General features: G+C 64.2%; 12 protein-coding genes. 2 read left to right on the forward strand and 10 right to left on the reverse strand.

The window, feature by feature from the left end:
* Positions 1–71 precede the first annotated feature (71 nt).
* Complete coding sequence (astB, locus tag ACB030_RS00325) at positions 72–1,409, reverse strand: N-succinylarginine dihydrolase (RefSeq protein WP_371157122.1); 1,338 nt, start codon at positions 1,407–1,409, stop codon at positions 72–74.
* A gap of 360 nt (positions 1,410–1,769) precedes the next feature.
* On the opposite strand from astB, the gene topA reads away from it, so the two are divergent.
* Both topA and ACB030_RS00335 read left to right on the forward strand, forming a co-directional pair.
* Complete coding sequence (gene topA, locus ACB030_RS00330) at positions 1,770–4,391, forward strand: type I DNA topoisomerase (RefSeq protein WP_371157124.1); 2,622 nt, start codon at positions 1,770–1,772, stop codon at positions 4,389–4,391.
* A 116-nt stretch (positions 4,392–4,507) separates the two neighbouring features.
* Positions 4,508–4,678: a hypothetical protein gene (locus tag ACB030_RS00335; RefSeq protein WP_162852227.1), complete on the forward strand. Its 171-nt coding sequence runs from the start codon at positions 4,508–4,510 to the stop codon at positions 4,676–4,678.
* A gap of 9 nt (positions 4,679–4,687) precedes the next feature.
* Here ACB030_RS00335 and ACB030_RS00340 read toward each other — a convergent pair whose 3' ends face one another.
* From ACB030_RS00340 to ACB030_RS00380, 9 genes are all read right to left on the reverse strand, one after another.
* The gene (locus ACB030_RS00340) at positions 4,688–5,044 is read right to left on the reverse strand and encodes an MGMT family protein (RefSeq protein ID WP_371157126.1); all 357 of its coding nucleotides are present in this window, start codon (positions 5,042–5,044) and stop codon (positions 4,688–4,690) included.
* Between the two features lie 77 nt (positions 5,045–5,121).
* Complete coding sequence (locus ACB030_RS00345; protein ID WP_168235557.1) at positions 5,122–6,675, reverse strand: PAS domain-containing methyl-accepting chemotaxis protein; 1,554 nt, start codon at positions 6,673–6,675, stop codon at positions 5,122–5,124.
* Between the two features lie 201 nt (positions 6,676–6,876).
* The gene (locus tag ACB030_RS00350; protein WP_371157128.1) at positions 6,877–8,742 is read right to left on the reverse strand and encodes a beta-N-acetylhexosaminidase; all 1,866 of its coding nucleotides are present in this window, start codon (positions 8,740–8,742) and stop codon (positions 6,877–6,879) included.
* A 150-nt stretch (positions 8,743–8,892) separates the two neighbouring features.
* A complete protein-coding gene (locus tag ACB030_RS00355) occupies positions 8,893–9,765 on the reverse strand; it encodes a BadF/BadG/BcrA/BcrD ATPase family protein (RefSeq protein WP_371157130.1) in 873 nt (290 codons plus the stop codon).
* Positions 9,766–9,870: 105 nt separating this feature from the next.
* On the reverse strand, positions 9,871–11,586 hold the full coding sequence (locus ACB030_RS00360; RefSeq protein WP_371157132.1) for a glycoside hydrolase family 9 protein: 1,716 nt from the start codon (positions 11,584–11,586) through the stop codon (positions 9,871–9,873).
* A gap of 100 nt (positions 11,587–11,686) precedes the next feature.
* Complete coding sequence (locus tag ACB030_RS00365; protein WP_371157134.1) at positions 11,687–12,679, reverse strand: ABC transporter ATP-binding protein; 993 nt, start codon at positions 12,677–12,679, stop codon at positions 11,687–11,689.
* 11 nt (positions 12,680–12,690) lie between these two features.
* Positions 12,691–13,713 (reverse strand): ABC transporter ATP-binding protein, encoded by a 1,023-nt coding sequence (locus ACB030_RS00370; RefSeq protein ID WP_371157136.1) that lies wholly within the window; start codon positions 13,711–13,713, stop codon positions 12,691–12,693.
* Complete coding sequence (locus ACB030_RS00375) at positions 13,710–14,621, reverse strand: ABC transporter permease (protein ID WP_371157138.1); 912 nt, start codon at positions 14,619–14,621, stop codon at positions 13,710–13,712. The genes ACB030_RS00370 and ACB030_RS00375 overlap by 4 nt, the downstream gene beginning before the upstream one ends.
* A 1-nt stretch (position 14,622) precedes the next feature.
* Complete coding sequence (locus tag ACB030_RS00380; RefSeq protein WP_371157140.1) at positions 14,623–15,606, reverse strand: ABC transporter permease; 984 nt, start codon at positions 15,604–15,606, stop codon at positions 14,623–14,625.
* Positions 15,607–15,624 lie beyond the last annotated feature (18 nt).

Raw genomic sequence — 15,624 nt, forward strand, 5'->3', positions numbered from 1 at the left:
GAAACAAGAGAGCCGGGCATTGCCCGGCTCTCTGTTTATGCCGATGTCGCGGCTTCGCTGCGAGCCTGTGCTCAGCGCTGGAAGGGGTAGACGGAGCCGAGTTTGAGGATCTGGGTCAGCTCGTCCAGGGCGGTGCGGGTCTCCAGCACCAGGGCCGGATCGCGCAGATCGTCCAGCGACAGGCTGTCGCGGTAGTGTTTCTCTACCCAGTTGTCCAGACGGGCAAACTGGCTGTCGTTGATGAGGCAGGCCGGGTTGACCGCCGCGAGCTCGGCGTCGTTCATGGCGACCCGCAGTCGCAGGCAGGCGGGGCCGCCGCCGTTGCGCATGCTCTGCTTCACGTCCATGAAATGTACGCCCTTGATCGGCGTGCCCAGGGTCACCAGCTTGGCCAGATAGGCGGATACCGCCGGGTTGTCACGGCATTCGGTGGGGGCGATGATCGCCATCTCGCCGCTCGGCAGGGTCAGGATCTGGGTGTTGAATAGATAGGATTTCACCGCATCCTGCACCGACACCTCGGCAGTCGGCACCTCGATAAAGTGCAGCTCCCCGTCACCGAACTTGGTGCGCACCTCGGCCAGCGCCGACGCCGTGTTGAGGAAGGCCTGCTGGTGGAAGAAGAGCACGTTCTGGTTGCCTACCGCGATCACATCGTTGTGGAACACCCCCTGATCGATCACGTCCGGATTCTGCTGGATAAAGACGGCGCTCTCCTCCCCCAGCCCGTGCAGGCGGGCGATGGCCTGGCTGGCCTCCAGGGTCTGGCGGGCCGGGTAGCGTTTGGGGGCGGGCTGGGAGACGTCGAAGGCGCTGCGGCCATAGACGAACAGCTCGACTCCGGCCTCGCCGTAGGCGCGGCAGAGCCGGGTGTGGTTGGCGGCCCCTTCGTCACCGAAGTGGTCGTTCTGTGGCAGGTGCTGGTGGTGGCTGAAGTGACGGTCGTTGTTGAACACGGCGCGCAGGATGCGGCCGGTCACTTCGGGCTCCAGGGAGCGGTGGAACTTGTTGGTCAGGTTGGCGGGGGTGAAGTGGATGCGGCCATCCTGGGTGTCGGCGCTCGGCGAGACGGTGGCAGCGTTGGCGGTCCACATGCTGGAGGCGGAGTAACAGGCGGCCAGCACGGCGGGGGCCTGTTTCGCAGCCTGGGCCAGGACGCTGGCATCGTTGCCGGTGAAGCCGAGGCGGCGCAGGGTGGCGAGATCCGGCCGCTCCTGGGGCGCCAGCACCCCTTGGGTCATGCCGAGCTCGGTCAGCGCCTTCATCTTGCGCAGCCCCTGCTTGGCGGCCTCCTTCGGATTGGACGCTTCCTTGGCGTTGCTTTGGGACGCCACGTTGCCATAGGAGAGACCGGCATAGTTGTGGGTGGGGCCGACCAGGCCGTCGAAGTTGACCTCGAAGTGCTTCATGACTACATCCTTTCGATTTTTATATGGGGAGCGGTTCCTTCCGCGCACAAAGCTGCGGCGTGCGGCCATTATAAAGAGATTTCATCCTTTGTAACAAGTTGATAACTAAAATGGTTTTTTATGTGACGGGGGTGGCTGGATATGTCATTTCCAATCTAAAAAAGGGGGGGATATAGCATAAAAACAAAAAAGCGGTTGCTTCCCGCGCGTCCCCTTCGCATTAATAAATAAAGAAGCAAGGCGGTTCGGGCTGCATGGCAAATTTGTTCACAAGATTGCTTTTTCCCGTCAAATCTCTTATACAGCCCCACAAAACCGCACGCCAACCCCGTCGGGTGCAATGAGGATAATAGTTACAGCATGGGCAAATCACTGGTCATAGTGGAGTCTCCGGCCAAGGCCAAGACCATCAACAAATATTTGGGCAAGGACTACGTGGTGAAATCCAGCGTCGGTCACGTGCGCGATCTGCCGACCAGCGGCAGCGCCAGCACAGAGCCCAAAAAACCTGTCATTCGCGGCATCAAGCTCAGCGAATCCGAGAAGGCGGCCAAGGATCGCAACGCCCTGTTTTCAAGGATGGGGATCAACCCGACCGCAGGCTGGCAGGCCAACTACCAGATTTTGCCCGGCAAGGAGAAAGTGGTCAGCGAGTTGCAGAGTCTGGCCGAGAAGGCCGACACCATCTATCTCGCAACCGACTTGGACAGAGAAGGAGAGGCGATTGCCTGGCACCTGCGCGAGATCATCGGCGGTGACGACAGCCGCTACAAGCGGGTGGTGTTCAACGAGATCACCAAGACCGCGATCCAGGAGGCCTTTGCCCAGCCGTCCGAGCTGAACATCCACCGCGTCAACGCCCAGCAGGCCCGTCGTTTCCTCGACCGCGTCGTGGGCTACATGGTCTCCCCGCTGTTGTGGAAGAAGCTGGCCCGCGGTCTCTCCGCCGGCCGGGTGCAGTCCGTTGCGGTGCGCCTCATCGTCGATAAAGAGCGCGAGATCAAGGCCTTCGTGCCGGTGGAGTTCTGGGATCTCAACGCCGATCTGCTGACCGGTGACAAGGCGGATCTGCGGATGGAAGTGGTCAGCCGCAATGGCGTCGACTTCAAGCCGGTGACCCAGGCCGAGACCTTCGCCGCCGTGGCTGCCCTGGAAGGGGTCGACTACAAGGTGGTGAACCGGGAAGACAAGCCGACCGGCTCCAAGCCGTCCGCCCCCTTCATCACCTCCACCCTGCAGCAGGCGGCCTCCACCCGTCTGAGCTTCGGGGTCAAGAAGACCATGATGATGGCCCAGCGCCTCTATGAAGCGGGTTACATCACCTACATGCGTACCGACTCCACCAACCTCAGCAAAGAGGCGGTCGAGGCGGTGCGGGAATACATCGGCGAGCAGTATGGCGCCGCCTACCTGCCGAGCGATCCGACTCTCTATGGTTCCAAGGCGGGCGCCCAGGAGGCTCACGAGGCGATCCGTCCCTCCAACGTGCTGGTGACTGCCGAGATGCTGGAAGGAATGGAGCCGGATGCCATGCGGCTCTATGACCTCATCTGGCGCCAGTTTGTGGCGTGCCAGATGACCCCGGCCCAGTACGACTCCTCCACCCTGACTGTCAAGGCGGGCGAGTTCGAGCTCAAGGCCCGCGGTCGCACCCTGCGCTTCGCCGGCTGGACCAAGGCCCTGCCGCCCATGGGTCGCAAGGGGGAAGACAACCAGCTGCCGGCGGTGACCGTCGGCGAGATCCTCAAACTGGTCAAGCTGGATCCCCGTCAGCACTTCACCAAGCCGCCCGCCCGCTTCACCGAAGCGGCCCTGGTGCGCGAGCTGGAAAAACGCGGCATCGGCCGCCCGTCCACCTATGCCTCCATCATCTCCACCATCGTCGATCGCGGCTATGTGCGGGTCGAGAGCCGCCGCTTCTTCGCCGAGAAGATGGGCGAGATTGTCACCGATCGTCTGGTGGAGAACTTCGTCGAGCTGATGAACTACGAGTTCACCGCCAAGATGGAAGACAAGCTCGATGGCATCGCCGAAGGCAGCCTGGAGTGGAAGAAGGTGCTTGACGCCTTCTACGCCGAGTTTACCCAGGAGCTGGAGCAGGCCGACAAGCCGGCGGAAGAGGGGGGTATGCGTGCCAACCAGATGGTGCTGACCGACATCGACTGCCCGGACTGCGGCCGCAAGATGGGCATTCGCACCGCCACCACCGGGGTCTTCCTCGGCTGCTCCGGCTATGCCCTGCCGCCGAAAGAGCGCTGCAAGAAGACCATCAACCTGGTCAGTGCGGACGAGTTCGTCTCCGCCACCGACGGTGACGAGGCCGAGACCGAGGCGCTGCGCGCCAAGCACCGCTGCGGCGTCTGCGGCACCGCCATGGATGCCTACATCATCGACGACAGCCGCAAGCTGCACGTCTGTGGTCGCAACCCGGACTGCGACGGTTACGAAATCGAGCAGGGCCAGTTCAAGCTCAAGGGCTATGAAGGGCCGAGCATCGAATGCGATCGCTGCGGCTCCGAGATGCAGCTCAAGAACGGCCGCTTCGGCAAGTACATGGGTTGCACCAATGAGACCTGCAAGAACACCCGCAAGATCCTCAAAAACGGCGACATAGCGCCGCCGAAGGAAGATCCGGTGCCGTTGCCCGAGCTCAAGTGCACCCAGTCCGACGCCCACTTCGTGCTGCGTGACGGGGCGGCGGGTCTGTTCCTCGCCGCCAGCAACTTCCCGAAATCCCGTGAGACTCGTGCGCCTCTGGTGGAGGAGCTCAAGCGCTTCCGCGATCGGTTGTCGCCCAAGCATCAGTACCTGGCGGACGCTCCGGCGTCAGATCCTGACGGTAACGCATCCGTGGTGCGCTTCAGCCGCAAGAGCAAGGAGCAGTACGTGATGACGGAAGTGAACGGCAAGGCAACCGGCTGGACCGCCCATTACGACAATGGGAAGTGGCAGGAGAGCCTGGCCAAAGCGAAGAAGTCCTGATGGCGACGCCGCTCACAGCATGATGAAAGAGGCCCCTTGCGAGGGGCCTTTTTATTGGGAGATGGCGGTATACTGGAATGGCTGCATGGATGGCAGCACAAGACAGGGAGGTTGTCATGGAGATACATGAAATTCGGCCAGGCATGACCTGCCTGACGCGGGAAGGAACGGCCTATGTGCTGGAAGTGGACAGGCAGAGTCTGCTGGTATTGCTGCAGCGGGAAGACGAGACCATACCTGTGCAGGTACGTTGCGACGACATCCTGGGCCCCCTTGCCAGCGACTAGCGACAGGCGCTAGAACGGGATCAGAAAGAGCAGCTCGGCGAGGTCGGGCTGCCACTGCCACTCCCGCATCCTGACCCGCCCCTTGATCACCGGCACCCCCTCTTCCTGCAATCTTCCTATCTGTTCATCGAAACCCGCCGAGCCCTTGGGCAAGGAGATGGTACCGCCTGCGCCCAGCACGCGATGCCAGGGCAGTGTCTTGTCCGTCTCCCGCAACACTTTTCCCACCAGCCGCGCCCGCCCGGGCAGGCCCGCCAGATCGGCGACCTGACCATAGCTCACCACGCGACCGGCCGGGATCAGGGCCAGGATAGCCTCGATGCGTGCCACCTTGTTCAAGAGGGAAGGGGGAGGAGTCATCATCATGGGGCCTTACTCGTCGTGAAACAGAAGCGCCACCATTGTGGCGCTTCCGTGGTCTGGGGGGCAACAGGGGATCCGGCTCAGCCGAAGGTCTGGCTCAGCCCCCTGAGCTCGCTGGCGCGCTTGAGCAGCTCCTGGCTGGAGTTGTCCACTGCCTGTATCTTCTGGCTGTTGGCGCGGGAGTACTGGGAGATCTGGTGGATGTTGCGGCTGATCTCCTCCACCACCGCCTGCTGCTGTTCGGCCGCGGCGGCTATCTGGGTGGAGAACTCGGTCACCTGATCTATCTCCCCCAGCACCAGATGCAGGTTGCCGGATCCCTGGCGCGTCATCAGGGCGCACTCGCGGGTCTGGGCCAGGTTGTCCTGCATCATCCCCTGCCAGCGGCCCAGGGTCTGCTGGATCTGGCGGATGCTGCCCTGGATCTGCTCGGTCGCCTTGTGGGTGCGGGTGGACAGGGTGCGCACCTCGTCCGCCACCACCGCAAAGCCGCGCCCCTGCTCGCCGGCCCGGGCCGCCTCGATGGCGGCGTTGAGGGCCAGCAGGTTGGTCTGCTCGGCAATGCCCTGGATCTCGCCCATGACGCTGCCGATCCGCTCGGATTCGTTCGCCAGCTCGACGGCGGAGTGGAAGGCATGCTCCGCCTGCCTGGCCAGCAGCTCCATCTGTTGCTCGGTCTGATCCAGCTGCTGCACCGTGTGCTGGCAACTGCTGCGTGCCTCTGTCACCTGGCTGTTGGTGTCCTGGATGTTGCGCGCTATCTCGTGGGCCGTGCTGGCCATCTGGGTCATGGCGGCGGCCATCTGCTGGGTCTGGGCATCCTGCTCGTTGATGTCGAGGAAGGCTTGATGGGAAGAGTCCTGCAGGTCGGTCGCCAGGGTCTGCAGGGGATGGGTGGCGTCGTTGACCCGCCCCAGCACGGTACGAATGCGGGCCTGCAGCATCTTGAGATGGAAATCGGCGATGGCGCCGGGGGCGTCCCCCGAGTAGACCAGCCGGGTCAGGCTGTCATATTGCTGGCCGAGCCGCTTGAGGTAGCGTGGCAGCGAGATGAGTTCGCGCCAGTAAGTGCCGGCGACGGCCAGCAGGGGCAGCAGCATCAGCAGCACCGTCAGGGCCCCCTGGGAGAAGGCCGCCCAGCCAAAGAGCCCCAGCATCAGCAGACCGAGCAGCAGGGGTCTGGCACTGTGCAGGGAGGGCAGCTTGCTGGCGCCGCCCTGTTCGGCCTTGAGCAGGGCCTGATAGGCCTGGGCGGCGACCTGCTTGAGCTGGGGTTCGGGCTTGCAGCGCACCGACTGGTAGCCGCTTATCTTGCCGTTCTCGTAGATGGGGGTCACATAGGCGTCGACCCAGTAATAGCGGCCATCCTTGCAGCGGTTCTTGACCATGCCGCGCCAGGGGTTGCCCTCCTTGAGGCGATCCCAGAGGTCGGCGAAGGCGGCCTTGGGCATGTCGGGGTGACGCACCAGGTTGTGGTTGTGTCCGACCAGTTCATCGACATGGTAGCCGGCGATGCGGCAGAAGGCGGGGTTGGCGTAGGTGATGACGCCGCGCAGATCCGTGGTGGAGACGAGTTGCACGTCGGCGGGGAACTCAACTTCACTGTCCTGGATCTGGACGTGTTTGCGGGCCATAAGGATAAGCTCCGATGCGTTGCTGGTTGTTATTGTGGTTGAACCGGATGCAGGCCCGGGCGTAGTGCGCCTTGCCCGGCCTCATCGGGGGCCTCATTCTGCCAACAAAGGCGGAGTAAAAGTAGGGGGGTAGGTTGGGTTTTTGTTGTTTTGTGGTAAAAAAATGGCGACCAAAAGGTCGCCAAAAAGAGAAAGATAACACTACCTCTGTGGCACCCGGTAACGCACCTGTAACTGATCGAGGATCTGCAGCTGGCCAGGCAGGCGGGCGGCGAAGTGATCCCAGGCCTTGCGGGCGGGGTCGCTCCAGGCCACCTCGGCCGTGGCGAGCATGCGCGGGAACAACATGTAGTCGAGACGATCGCGAGAGGTGATCAGTTCCGACCACAAGGGGCTCAGTACCCCCAGGATGTTATCGTTGGCATGGAAATCGGCCGGCGCAGGATCACATCGGTAGACCTGCTCCAGATTGAGGGTCCCCGCCCAGTAGAGCCCGGGTTCATGGATGTCCGGGCTCCAGGCGAGATCCAGATAGAGGGACTGGGCCGGGGCCATCACCACGGGGTAGCCCGATGCGGCGGCATCCAGCCCCGCCTGGAAGCTGGTCCAGGCGAAGATGGTGGCGTCCCGGCTCACCTTGTCCCCGTGCAGTATCTCTTCCCAGCCCAGCATCTGCTTGCCCCTGGCCGCCAGGTATTGCTGGCAGTGGCGCAGCAGGTGGCCCTGCAGCTCCCGGCAATCGGAGTAGCCCTGCTCTGCCATCAACTGCTGACAGGCGGGGCTGTCGGTCCAGACCCCGGTCGGCACCTCGTCCCCCCCCATGTGCACCTGAGTGCCGGGGAAGAGTGTGCACACCTCGTCGATCACCGCCTCCAGGAAGCGATAGGTGCCGGGCAGGGCCGGGTTGAGCACGTTGTCGTCAAAATATTGCACCGAGAGGTAGCGGGAGTGGTCAGCCTCTTCCCGCAGCAGCTCGGGCAGCGCCTTGATGGCCGCGTGGCAGTGACCCGGGATGTCTATCTCCGGGATGATGGTGATGCCGAGCCCGGCGCCGTAGGCCACCAGTTCGCGCACCTCGCTCTGGGTGTAGTAACCGCCATAGGGCTCGGGGCCACCGCTCAGCTGGGGACCAACCGCCAGGCCATGTCCCCGCCAGGCCGCCACCTCTGTCAGTTGGGGGAAGGCCTTGATCTCGAGGCGCCAGCCTTCGTCATCGGTCAGGTGCCAGTGGAAGCGGTTGAACTTGTAGAGGCTCATCTGCTTGAGCAGGCGCTTGAGGGTGGCGATGGAGTGGAAGTGGCGGGCGCAGTCGAGGAAGATGCCGCGAAAACCGAACCTGGGCGCATCCTCCACCTCGAGGCAGGGCAGGCTCTCCCCGTGTTGCAGGGCCCACTGGGCCAGGGTCACCAGACCGTGGCGCCAGCCCGCCTCGCCGGCGGCCCGGATGCGGATCTCCTCGGGGGTGATGACGAGCTGGTATGCCTCCTGGGGGAGCTGGGCCTCGACCAGGTGGATCTCGGCGTCGTGATCCTGGGTCAGGGCGAGCCCCGTCAGCTCGTTGAAATGGGCCAGCAGGGGGGCGAGGGAGACAGGGCCGCTGACATGGGCCCGCTCGGCCAGGCGGAAGTTGCCCTCGGGCAGTCGCAGCTGAGCCGGCTGGGGCACTATGCCGTTGGCGGGCTCCACCTCGGGCAGATCGGGGGCCGCCGCCGGGCTCGGCGGCAGGCCGAGATCCTGGCCCGCCTGCACCAGGGGTTGCAGCTGTGGCTGGGCGCCTTCGTCCGTCAGGCTGAGGAAGAAGCCCTGGGGCAGATCGGAGTAGCGTTTGATGGGGGTGTTGCGGCAGCAAAAACGCAGCTCGCTGACCCCCTCATTGGGTACCAGTACCTTGTAGCTGCCGCTCTGGCGCGCCAGGGTTCCCCCTTCCACCGACTGGGGATCGATTTGACGGGCCAGGCAAAAATGCAGCTTCCAGGGGCTGGTGGGGAGCTGGCTCAGGGTGAAGCGGAACCAGACGTCTTCACCGTCGCGACGGTCGATCTGGGTATGGATCAAGGGTGCAGACATGGGTATTCCTCTGATTGGGCGAACAGTGTGGTGCCCTCTTTGGCGCAGGCTTCACGCCGGGCAGGGCTCAGGAGTGCAGGCATGGATAGGCCTCCGACTGGGCAAACAGGGCTGTGCCCTCTCCAGCGTATGGCCCACGCCGGGCAGGGCTCAGGGATGCAGACATGGGTAGGCCTCCGACTGGGCAAACAGGATGGCGCCTTCCAGCGCATCGGCTTGCGGGGGAACCAGGTTGAGGTGTCCCAGGCGAGGGGCCAGGCGCATGCCGACACCGCCCAGCAGGGCGATGCGGTCGGCTCCCAGCAGCCTCATGCCCTCCAGCAGGGTCTGCAACTGGGCGCAGGTTTCGTCCAGCAGCTGGTTGGCGAGCTCATCCCCGTCGCTGGCGGCGTCGAACACCCAGGGAGTGAAGCGGCCATAGTCGGCGGGAATGGCGCGGGCGGCCCAGCGCACCACCTCGGCCTGATCCCGCTTGAAGTGATCGAGCAGGCGCACGGCGAGCAGGCTGGGAGGCAGGATGCCGTCGTGGCAGAGCAGGGATTGCTGGATGGCGCGCAGCCCCAGCCAGGCGCCGCTGCCGAGATCCGAGATGGGGAAGCCGCGCCCCGAGCAGGTATGAAGCCGGCCATGGTGGTAGATGAGCCCGGCGGACCCTGTGCCGGCGATCAGGATGGCCCCCTCGCGGCCGCCAAAGGCGCCGAGGCAGGCGCCGAAGGCGTCGGAGGTAAGCCGCACGCTCGCAAAGGGGAAGGGCATCTTAAGCAGGGCGTGGTAGCAGTCGGCCAGCTCGGCGGAGGCCAACGCCAGCCCCACCCCCATCCGCTGTTCGCACTCGATGCCAAGCCCGGCGGCCAGCCGGGCGCTGGCGATGGCCGCCAGCACGTTGGTGTGGGCAACCTCTATGCCGAGCTCCAGGTTGGAGCCCGCGGCGCGCCCCTCTCCCAGCACTCTGCCCCCCTTGTCCCGAATGCGGGCGCGGGTGTGAGTTCCCCCGCCATCGACCCCGACCCAGAACTCAATCATGGCGACCTCCCTGCGCGCTCTGCCAAGTGATGGCCAGGGCAAACCAGGCGGAATGCATGGAGGATCCACTGCTCTCCCCCAGTGCTAATGATGTCCGAGCCGCTCTCAATCATGGCGACCTCCCTGCGCGCTCTGCCAAGTGATGGCGAGGGCGAACCAGGCGCCGTGGGGTATCCACTGCTCCCCCCAGCGCCAGTTCTGATCCAGCCGATCCTGGTACTCCTCAGGAATAAATGCGATGTCCGCCTCGTCATCGAAGCCGGCGGTGATGCCGTTGCAGACGCCGCCGAGGGCATTGGGATAACCGGCTGTGTAGCTCGGGTTGTTGATGCCGTGCCCCGCCAGCATGCAGGCGTTGAAGGGGTTTTGCCCGAGGATCCAGTCGAGCTGGCGCTGGCCGAACGTCGTCAGGAGCTGGCTCTGCTGGGGGAAGTGGCGGGCCGCGGCGAAGGCCATGGCGGCGAGGGAGGCCAGCCGGGCGTTCTCCCCCTGCCACCAGTAACCGGACTCGTTGTGATGGGGCATAAAGAAGCTGACTCGCGCTTCTTCATCAACGCCCTTCACATATTGACGGGCCAGGGCGAAGGGGTTGCCCGCCCGGGCGGCGAGGGCCAGCTCGGCCGCCAGCGCCTGCTGCACCACGGCGCTCACCCGGGCGCGGCGATCCTGATCCGGCTCGACCCCCAGGTATTCCAGCAGGGCCAGCACCGGCAGACCCGCCTCGGCGGCGTGGTAATAGGGGCGCGAGCCGTCGTCGTTGGCACTCCAGTAGTGGCCGAGCTCGGGGTGAGGGCGCTGGCGGGCGCAGAGCCTGCCGGCCCTGTCCCTTGCCTCCCCGAGCCAGTCGTGGCCAAGGGTCTGGGTCAGCTCCACCGCAGCCAGCAGGGCGCAATAGTCGTCGATGATGTTCTCGCAACCGTCGTCCAGGTAGGCGAGGTTGTGCTCGCGCAGGTGCAGGTAGCCGCGCCTGGCCGCCTCGGCATAGTGGCTGGTATCAAAGTCGCCGCCGGTCTGCTCGCGGGCGGCTCTGGCCAGGGCGGCGATGGTCATGCCACCCCCTTGTCTGAAACCCGCCTGCCAGTCGACTGACTTGAGCCCCTGCTGGGTGGCGTAGGCGCACAGCTCGCGCTGTTCGGGATCCTTGCTCCACTTGTCGAACAGTGTCATGTAGAAAAAACCCGACTCATCCTGCATCCGGCAGAGAAAATCCGCCCCGTGCAGCCCCTCGTCACCGAGCCGCTTGCAGAGGTTCAGCCCCTCGATGTCCCGGCGCGTCGCCAGGAGCGCCCGGCTCTTGAGCAGGCTCCACACCACCAGAGGGGTCTGCTGGGGATTGAGGTAGTTGGCGTAGGAGAGGTGGCTCAGGTATTTGCTCATGTCGCCGCTGGCATCGAACCAGCCGCCGTGCACATCTTTGTGCTGATCGGTGCCAAGCAGACGGGCGCAGCGATCGGCCCTGTCGAAGGCGCCGCTGGCGCGCTGTCCCTTGAAGTAGTGAATGACATCGGAGAGGCAGCGGCTGATCAGCAGATCCTGGCCTATGGCGAAGCGGGTGGAGCGGACTATGCCTTGTGCGGTGATCGCCTCCAGCCGATAGTGGCCGGACTCCTTGAAGGCGGAGAAGTCGGCGCGCCAGTAAGCGCGGCCCTGCCAGCCGGGCACCTGGCCTGCGGCCTGCAGCGGAACCTCCAGCAGGAGGCGGTCATCATGAAGGCGGCGCAGTCGCACCAGGCCGCTTATCTCCAGGTCTGCGGCGGTCTGCAGCAGGGCAATCTTGTGTCCGTCACAATCGTAACCCACCTGATTGATCAAGAGTTCCATCCAGCTTTACTCCCTGGTCTGGGCAATGAAGGGGCCTCGCGAGGAGGCCCGGGTGAAGGTGTCGCGGGCCGGTAAGGCCGCCCCCGGCGTGGGGGCGGGCTTATTCGTGCAGGTAGCAGCGCACGAAGTGGTTGTCGGCAAGCTTGGTCACGGGGGGCAGGCTCTCCTTGCAGCGGGGCATGGCCTGATGGCAGCGACCGGCGAAGGGGCAGCCATGGGATTCCGGTGTCCAGAGCGGGATCTCCCCCTTGCGGCCACCCTCCAGTTCGGCGTGGATGCTCTTCTCGGGGTCGGGTACCGCCGAGATGAGCAGCTGGGTGTAGGGATGCTGCGGGTGGTGCAGTATCTCGTCCACCTCGCCCCACTCCACCATGTGACCCACGTACATCACCGCGAGATCCTCGGCCACATAGCGGGCGGTGGCGATGTCGTGGGTGATGTAGAGCATGGAGACGCCGAGCTCGTTCTTCATCTGCTCCATCAGGTTGAGGATGCCGATGCGAATGGAGACGTCGAGCATGGAGGTGGGCTCGTCCGCCAGCACCACCTCGGCCTCCACCGCCAGGTTGCGGGCGATGTTGACCCGCTGGCGCTGGCCGCCGGAGAGCTGGTGGGGGTACTTGGCTGCCGTCGCCTTGGCGGGGGTCAGCCCCACTTTTTCCAGCAGGGCATGGACCATGTCCGGCAGATCTTTCTTGTCGAGCACCTTGCTGTGCAGCAGCAGGGGGCGGGCGATGTGGTGGTAGATGGTGTGGGTCGGGTTGAGCGAACCGAACGGGTCCTGCCACACCATCTGCACGCTCTGGCGATAGTCCAGCAGGGCGGTGCCCTTGTTGAACTCCTCCAGATCCCGGCCACGGTAGAGGATGCGGCCGTTGGAGAGCTTGTACATCTTGGCGATGATCTTGGCGATGGTGCTCTTGCCGGAGCCCGATTCCCCCACCACCGCCAGGGCGCGGCCCCGGTGCAGGTTGAAGGTGATGTCGGAGAGGGCCCGCATCTTGCCGCTCTTGATGGCATTGGAGTTGACGGCGAAGTCCTTGTAGAGATGCTGGACCTCGATGATGGGCGCGTCGGTTTGGGCGATTTGCATGACAGACATCCTTAACAGCCAGCGGCCTTGTCCAGATAGATGGGGTGATCCTGTTGTTCTTCGGCCGAGTCATAGAGGTGGCAGGCGGCCTGCTGCCCGGGCCGGATCTCGGCGAGGGCGGTATATTCCTGACGGCAGCGATCGTGCACCTTGCCGCAGCGGGCCTGGAAGCGGCAGCCGACCGGCACCTCCAGCAGGTTGAGCGGGGTGCCGGGGATCCCCTCCAGCACGGTTTTCGGGCCATGCAGGGGCGGGAAGGAGTTGCCAAGTCCCTTGGTGTAGGGGTGCAATGGGGCGGTCAGTATTGACTTGGACGGCGCCACTTCCACCAGTTCGCCGGCGTACATGATGCCGATGCGATCGCAGAACTCGACCATGAGCGAGAGGTCATGGGTGATGAAGAGAATGGAGAAGTTGAACTTCGCCTTGAGGGCGTAGACCTTCTGCAGTATCTCCCGCTGCACCACCACGTCCAGCGCCGTGGTGGGCTCGTCCATGATCAAGAGCTCGGGGTTGAGCGCCATGGCGATGGCGATCACCAGCCGCTGGCGCATGCCGCCGGAGAACTGGTGCGGATAATCCCGCAGCCGGCTCGGATGGATGTCGACTATCTCCAGCAGCACCTGGGCGCGCTTGATCGCCTCGTAACGGGTCATGCCGGGGTTGTGGGCCAGCAGCACGTCGCAGAACTGCTCCTCCATGCGCAGCACCGGGTTCAGGGCATTCATGGCGGACTGGAACACCACGCTCGCCTGGCGCCAGCGGTAGCTGCGCAGCCGCTCGTCGTCGAAGCCGAGGATGTTCTCCCCCTTGAACAGGATCTCGCCGCCACTGATGTAGGCGGGCGGCTTGTGCAGCCTGGCCACCGAGAAGGCGACCGTGGACTTGCCGCAGCCGGACTCGCCGGCGAGGCCGAAGACTTCGCCGGGGGCGATGTCAAAGCTGACCGAGTTGACGGCGCGCACGTCGCCGCTCTCGGTGATGTAGTCGACGCAGAGGTTGCGTACCGACAGCAGGGGTTGTTGCAAGATCATGCTGTCTTCTCCAAAGCGGTGACGGGGGCCGGGACGGCAAGCTGCTTCCAGCGGCGCAGACCCTTGTGGGAACGCAGTTGCGGGTTGGCTATCTCGTCGATGGCGAAGTTGAGCATGGCCAGGCCCGCCCCCAGGGTGGCGATGGCGAAGCAGGGGGCCAAAATCTCCCACCAGGCGCCGATCAGGATGGCGCTGGAGGTCTGGGCGTTGTAGAGCATGATGCCCCAGCTGACCACGGTGGGGTCGCCCAGCCCCAGGAACTCCAGGGTTGCCTCGGTGACGATGGCGTAGATGATGGAGCCGATGAAGCTCACCCCTATTATGGAGATGAGGTTCGGCAGTATCTCCACCAGAATGATGCGCCAGGCCGGCTCCCCCAGCACCTCGGCGGCAATGACGAACTCCTTCTCCCGCAGCGCCAGGGTCTGGGCCCGGATGACGCGCGCGCCATAGGCCCAGGAGGTGAAGCCTATGATGAGGGCGATCACCGTCGGTGACGCCTCCCCGATAAAGCTTGCGAGCACCAGTAATAAAGGGAGGTTGGGGATCACCAGCACCACGTTCATCAGGAAGGTGAGGCACTCGTCGATCACCCCCCCGAAATACCCGGCTGTGATGCCGATGCCGATGGCGAGGGCGCACACCAGCAGGCCTGCCCCGAACCCCACCATCAGGGAGATGCGGGCACCGTGGGTGAACTGGGACCAGAGATCGTGACCCATGCGGCTGGATCCCATCACCAGCTCCACGCTGGGAGGCTGGTGCGGGCGGGCGACCCGCTTGGTGGGCTCATTGCTGGCGAGCAGCGGGGCAAACAGGGCCATCAACACGAAGGTGACCACGATGGCGAGACCGAAGGCGGCCTTCTTGTTGCCCAGCAGAATTTTCAAAATAGTCGGCATACGCATCTTATTTGCCTCCTGTGCGCAGACGGGGGTCCAGGAAGACGTAGAGCACGTCCGCCAGGAAGTTGAAGCTGAGCATGGTGATGGTCATGATGAGCAGTTGCCCCTGGATGAGCGGGTAGTCGCGGGCCAGGATGCCCTGATAGAGCGTCAAACCGAGTCCCGGGTAGTTGAAGATCACCTCGGTGATGAGGGAGCCGCCGATGACGAAGCCGAGCGCCATGGAGAGGGCGGTGACGCTGGGCAGCACGGCGTTGCGGGCGCCGTAGTTGAAGATGACCCTGTTGCTGGAGAGCCCCTTGGCCTTGGCCATGGTGATGTAATCCTCCCCCAGGAGGTTAATCATGTTGTTGCGCATGGTGATGAGGAAGCCCCCCACCTGCACCAGGGCCAGGGTGCCCACCGGCATGATGGCGTGCAGCATGATGCTCTTGATGTGTTCCCAGCCGAAATCGGCCTTGATCTCCGGGCTGTAGGCATAACCTATGGGCAGCCAGCCGAGACTGACCCCGAACAGGAAGAGGGCGAGCAGGGAGACCACCACGGGCGGAATGGCCTGCATCACCAGGGTGAGCGGGGAGAGGATGCTGTCCATGCGTCCACCCCGGTACCAGGCGGCGAAGATGCCGACGATGGAGCCGACGGAGAAGCTCAGAATGGTGGAGGTGCCCACCAGGAACAGGGTCCAGCCGATGGCGCGGCCGAGCACGTCGGCGACCGGTTGGGGGTAGTAGCGCACCGAGGTGCCGAGATCCCAGGTGAAGACACTCTTCACATAGGTGAGAAACTGGGTGGTGATGGGACCGTCAACGAACCCGAAGGTGGCCTTGAGGGCTTCGAGGGCGGCAGGTTCCATCATGGCGCCGGCCCGGGCGAACATGACGGAGACAGGATCCCCCGGCATGGCTCTGGGCAGCAGGAAGTTGATGGTGGCGGCCACCAGGAAGGCGACCAGATAGAAGGAGAAGCGTCTTAGTATAAATCCCATGGTGATACCTTTTACTGC

The sequence above is a fragment of the Aeromonas sp. S16(2024) genome, from assembly GCF_041403065.1.
Taxonomy (GTDB): domain Bacteria; phylum Pseudomonadota; class Gammaproteobacteria; order Enterobacterales; family Aeromonadaceae; genus Aeromonas.

Excerpts from the sequence above, each read along its gene's own strand:
- astB (WP_371157122.1), bottom strand. The coding sequence starts at position 1,409 with ATGAAGCACTTCGAGGTCAACTTCGACGGCCTGGTCGGCCCCACCCAC.
- topA (WP_371157124.1), top strand. The coding sequence starts at position 1,770 with ATGGGCAAATCACTGGTCATAGTGGAGTCTCCGGCCAAGGCCAAGACC.
- ACB030_RS00335 (WP_162852227.1), top strand. The coding sequence starts at position 4,508 with ATGGAGATACATGAAATTCGGCCAGGCATGACCTGCCTGACGCGGGAA.
- ACB030_RS00340 (WP_371157126.1), bottom strand. The coding sequence starts at position 5,044 with ATGATGATGACTCCTCCCCCTTCCCTCTTGAACAAGGTGGCACGCATC.
- ACB030_RS00345 (WP_168235557.1), bottom strand. The coding sequence starts at position 6,675 with ATGGCCCGCAAACACGTCCAGATCCAGGACAGTGAAGTTGAGTTCCCC.
- ACB030_RS00350 (WP_371157128.1), bottom strand. The coding sequence starts at position 8,742 with ATGTCTGCACCCTTGATCCATACCCAGATCGACCGTCGCGACGGTGAA.
- ACB030_RS00355 (WP_371157130.1), bottom strand. The coding sequence starts at position 9,765 with ATGATTGAGTTCTGGGTCGGGGTCGATGGCGGGGGAACTCACACCCGC.
- ACB030_RS00360 (WP_371157132.1), bottom strand. The coding sequence starts at position 11,586 with ATGGAACTCTTGATCAATCAGGTGGGTTACGATTGTGACGGACACAAG.
- ACB030_RS00365 (WP_371157134.1), bottom strand. The coding sequence starts at position 12,679 with ATGCAAATCGCCCAAACCGACGCGCCCATCATCGAGGTCCAGCATCTC.
- ACB030_RS00370 (WP_371157136.1), bottom strand. The coding sequence starts at position 13,713 with ATGATCTTGCAACAACCCCTGCTGTCGGTACGCAACCTCTGCGTCGAC.
- ACB030_RS00375 (WP_371157138.1), bottom strand. The coding sequence starts at position 14,621 with ATGCGTATGCCGACTATTTTGAAAATTCTGCTGGGCAACAAGAAGGCC.
- ACB030_RS00380 (WP_371157140.1), bottom strand. The coding sequence starts at position 15,606 with ATGGGATTTATACTAAGACGCTTCTCCTTCTATCTGGTCGCCTTCCTG.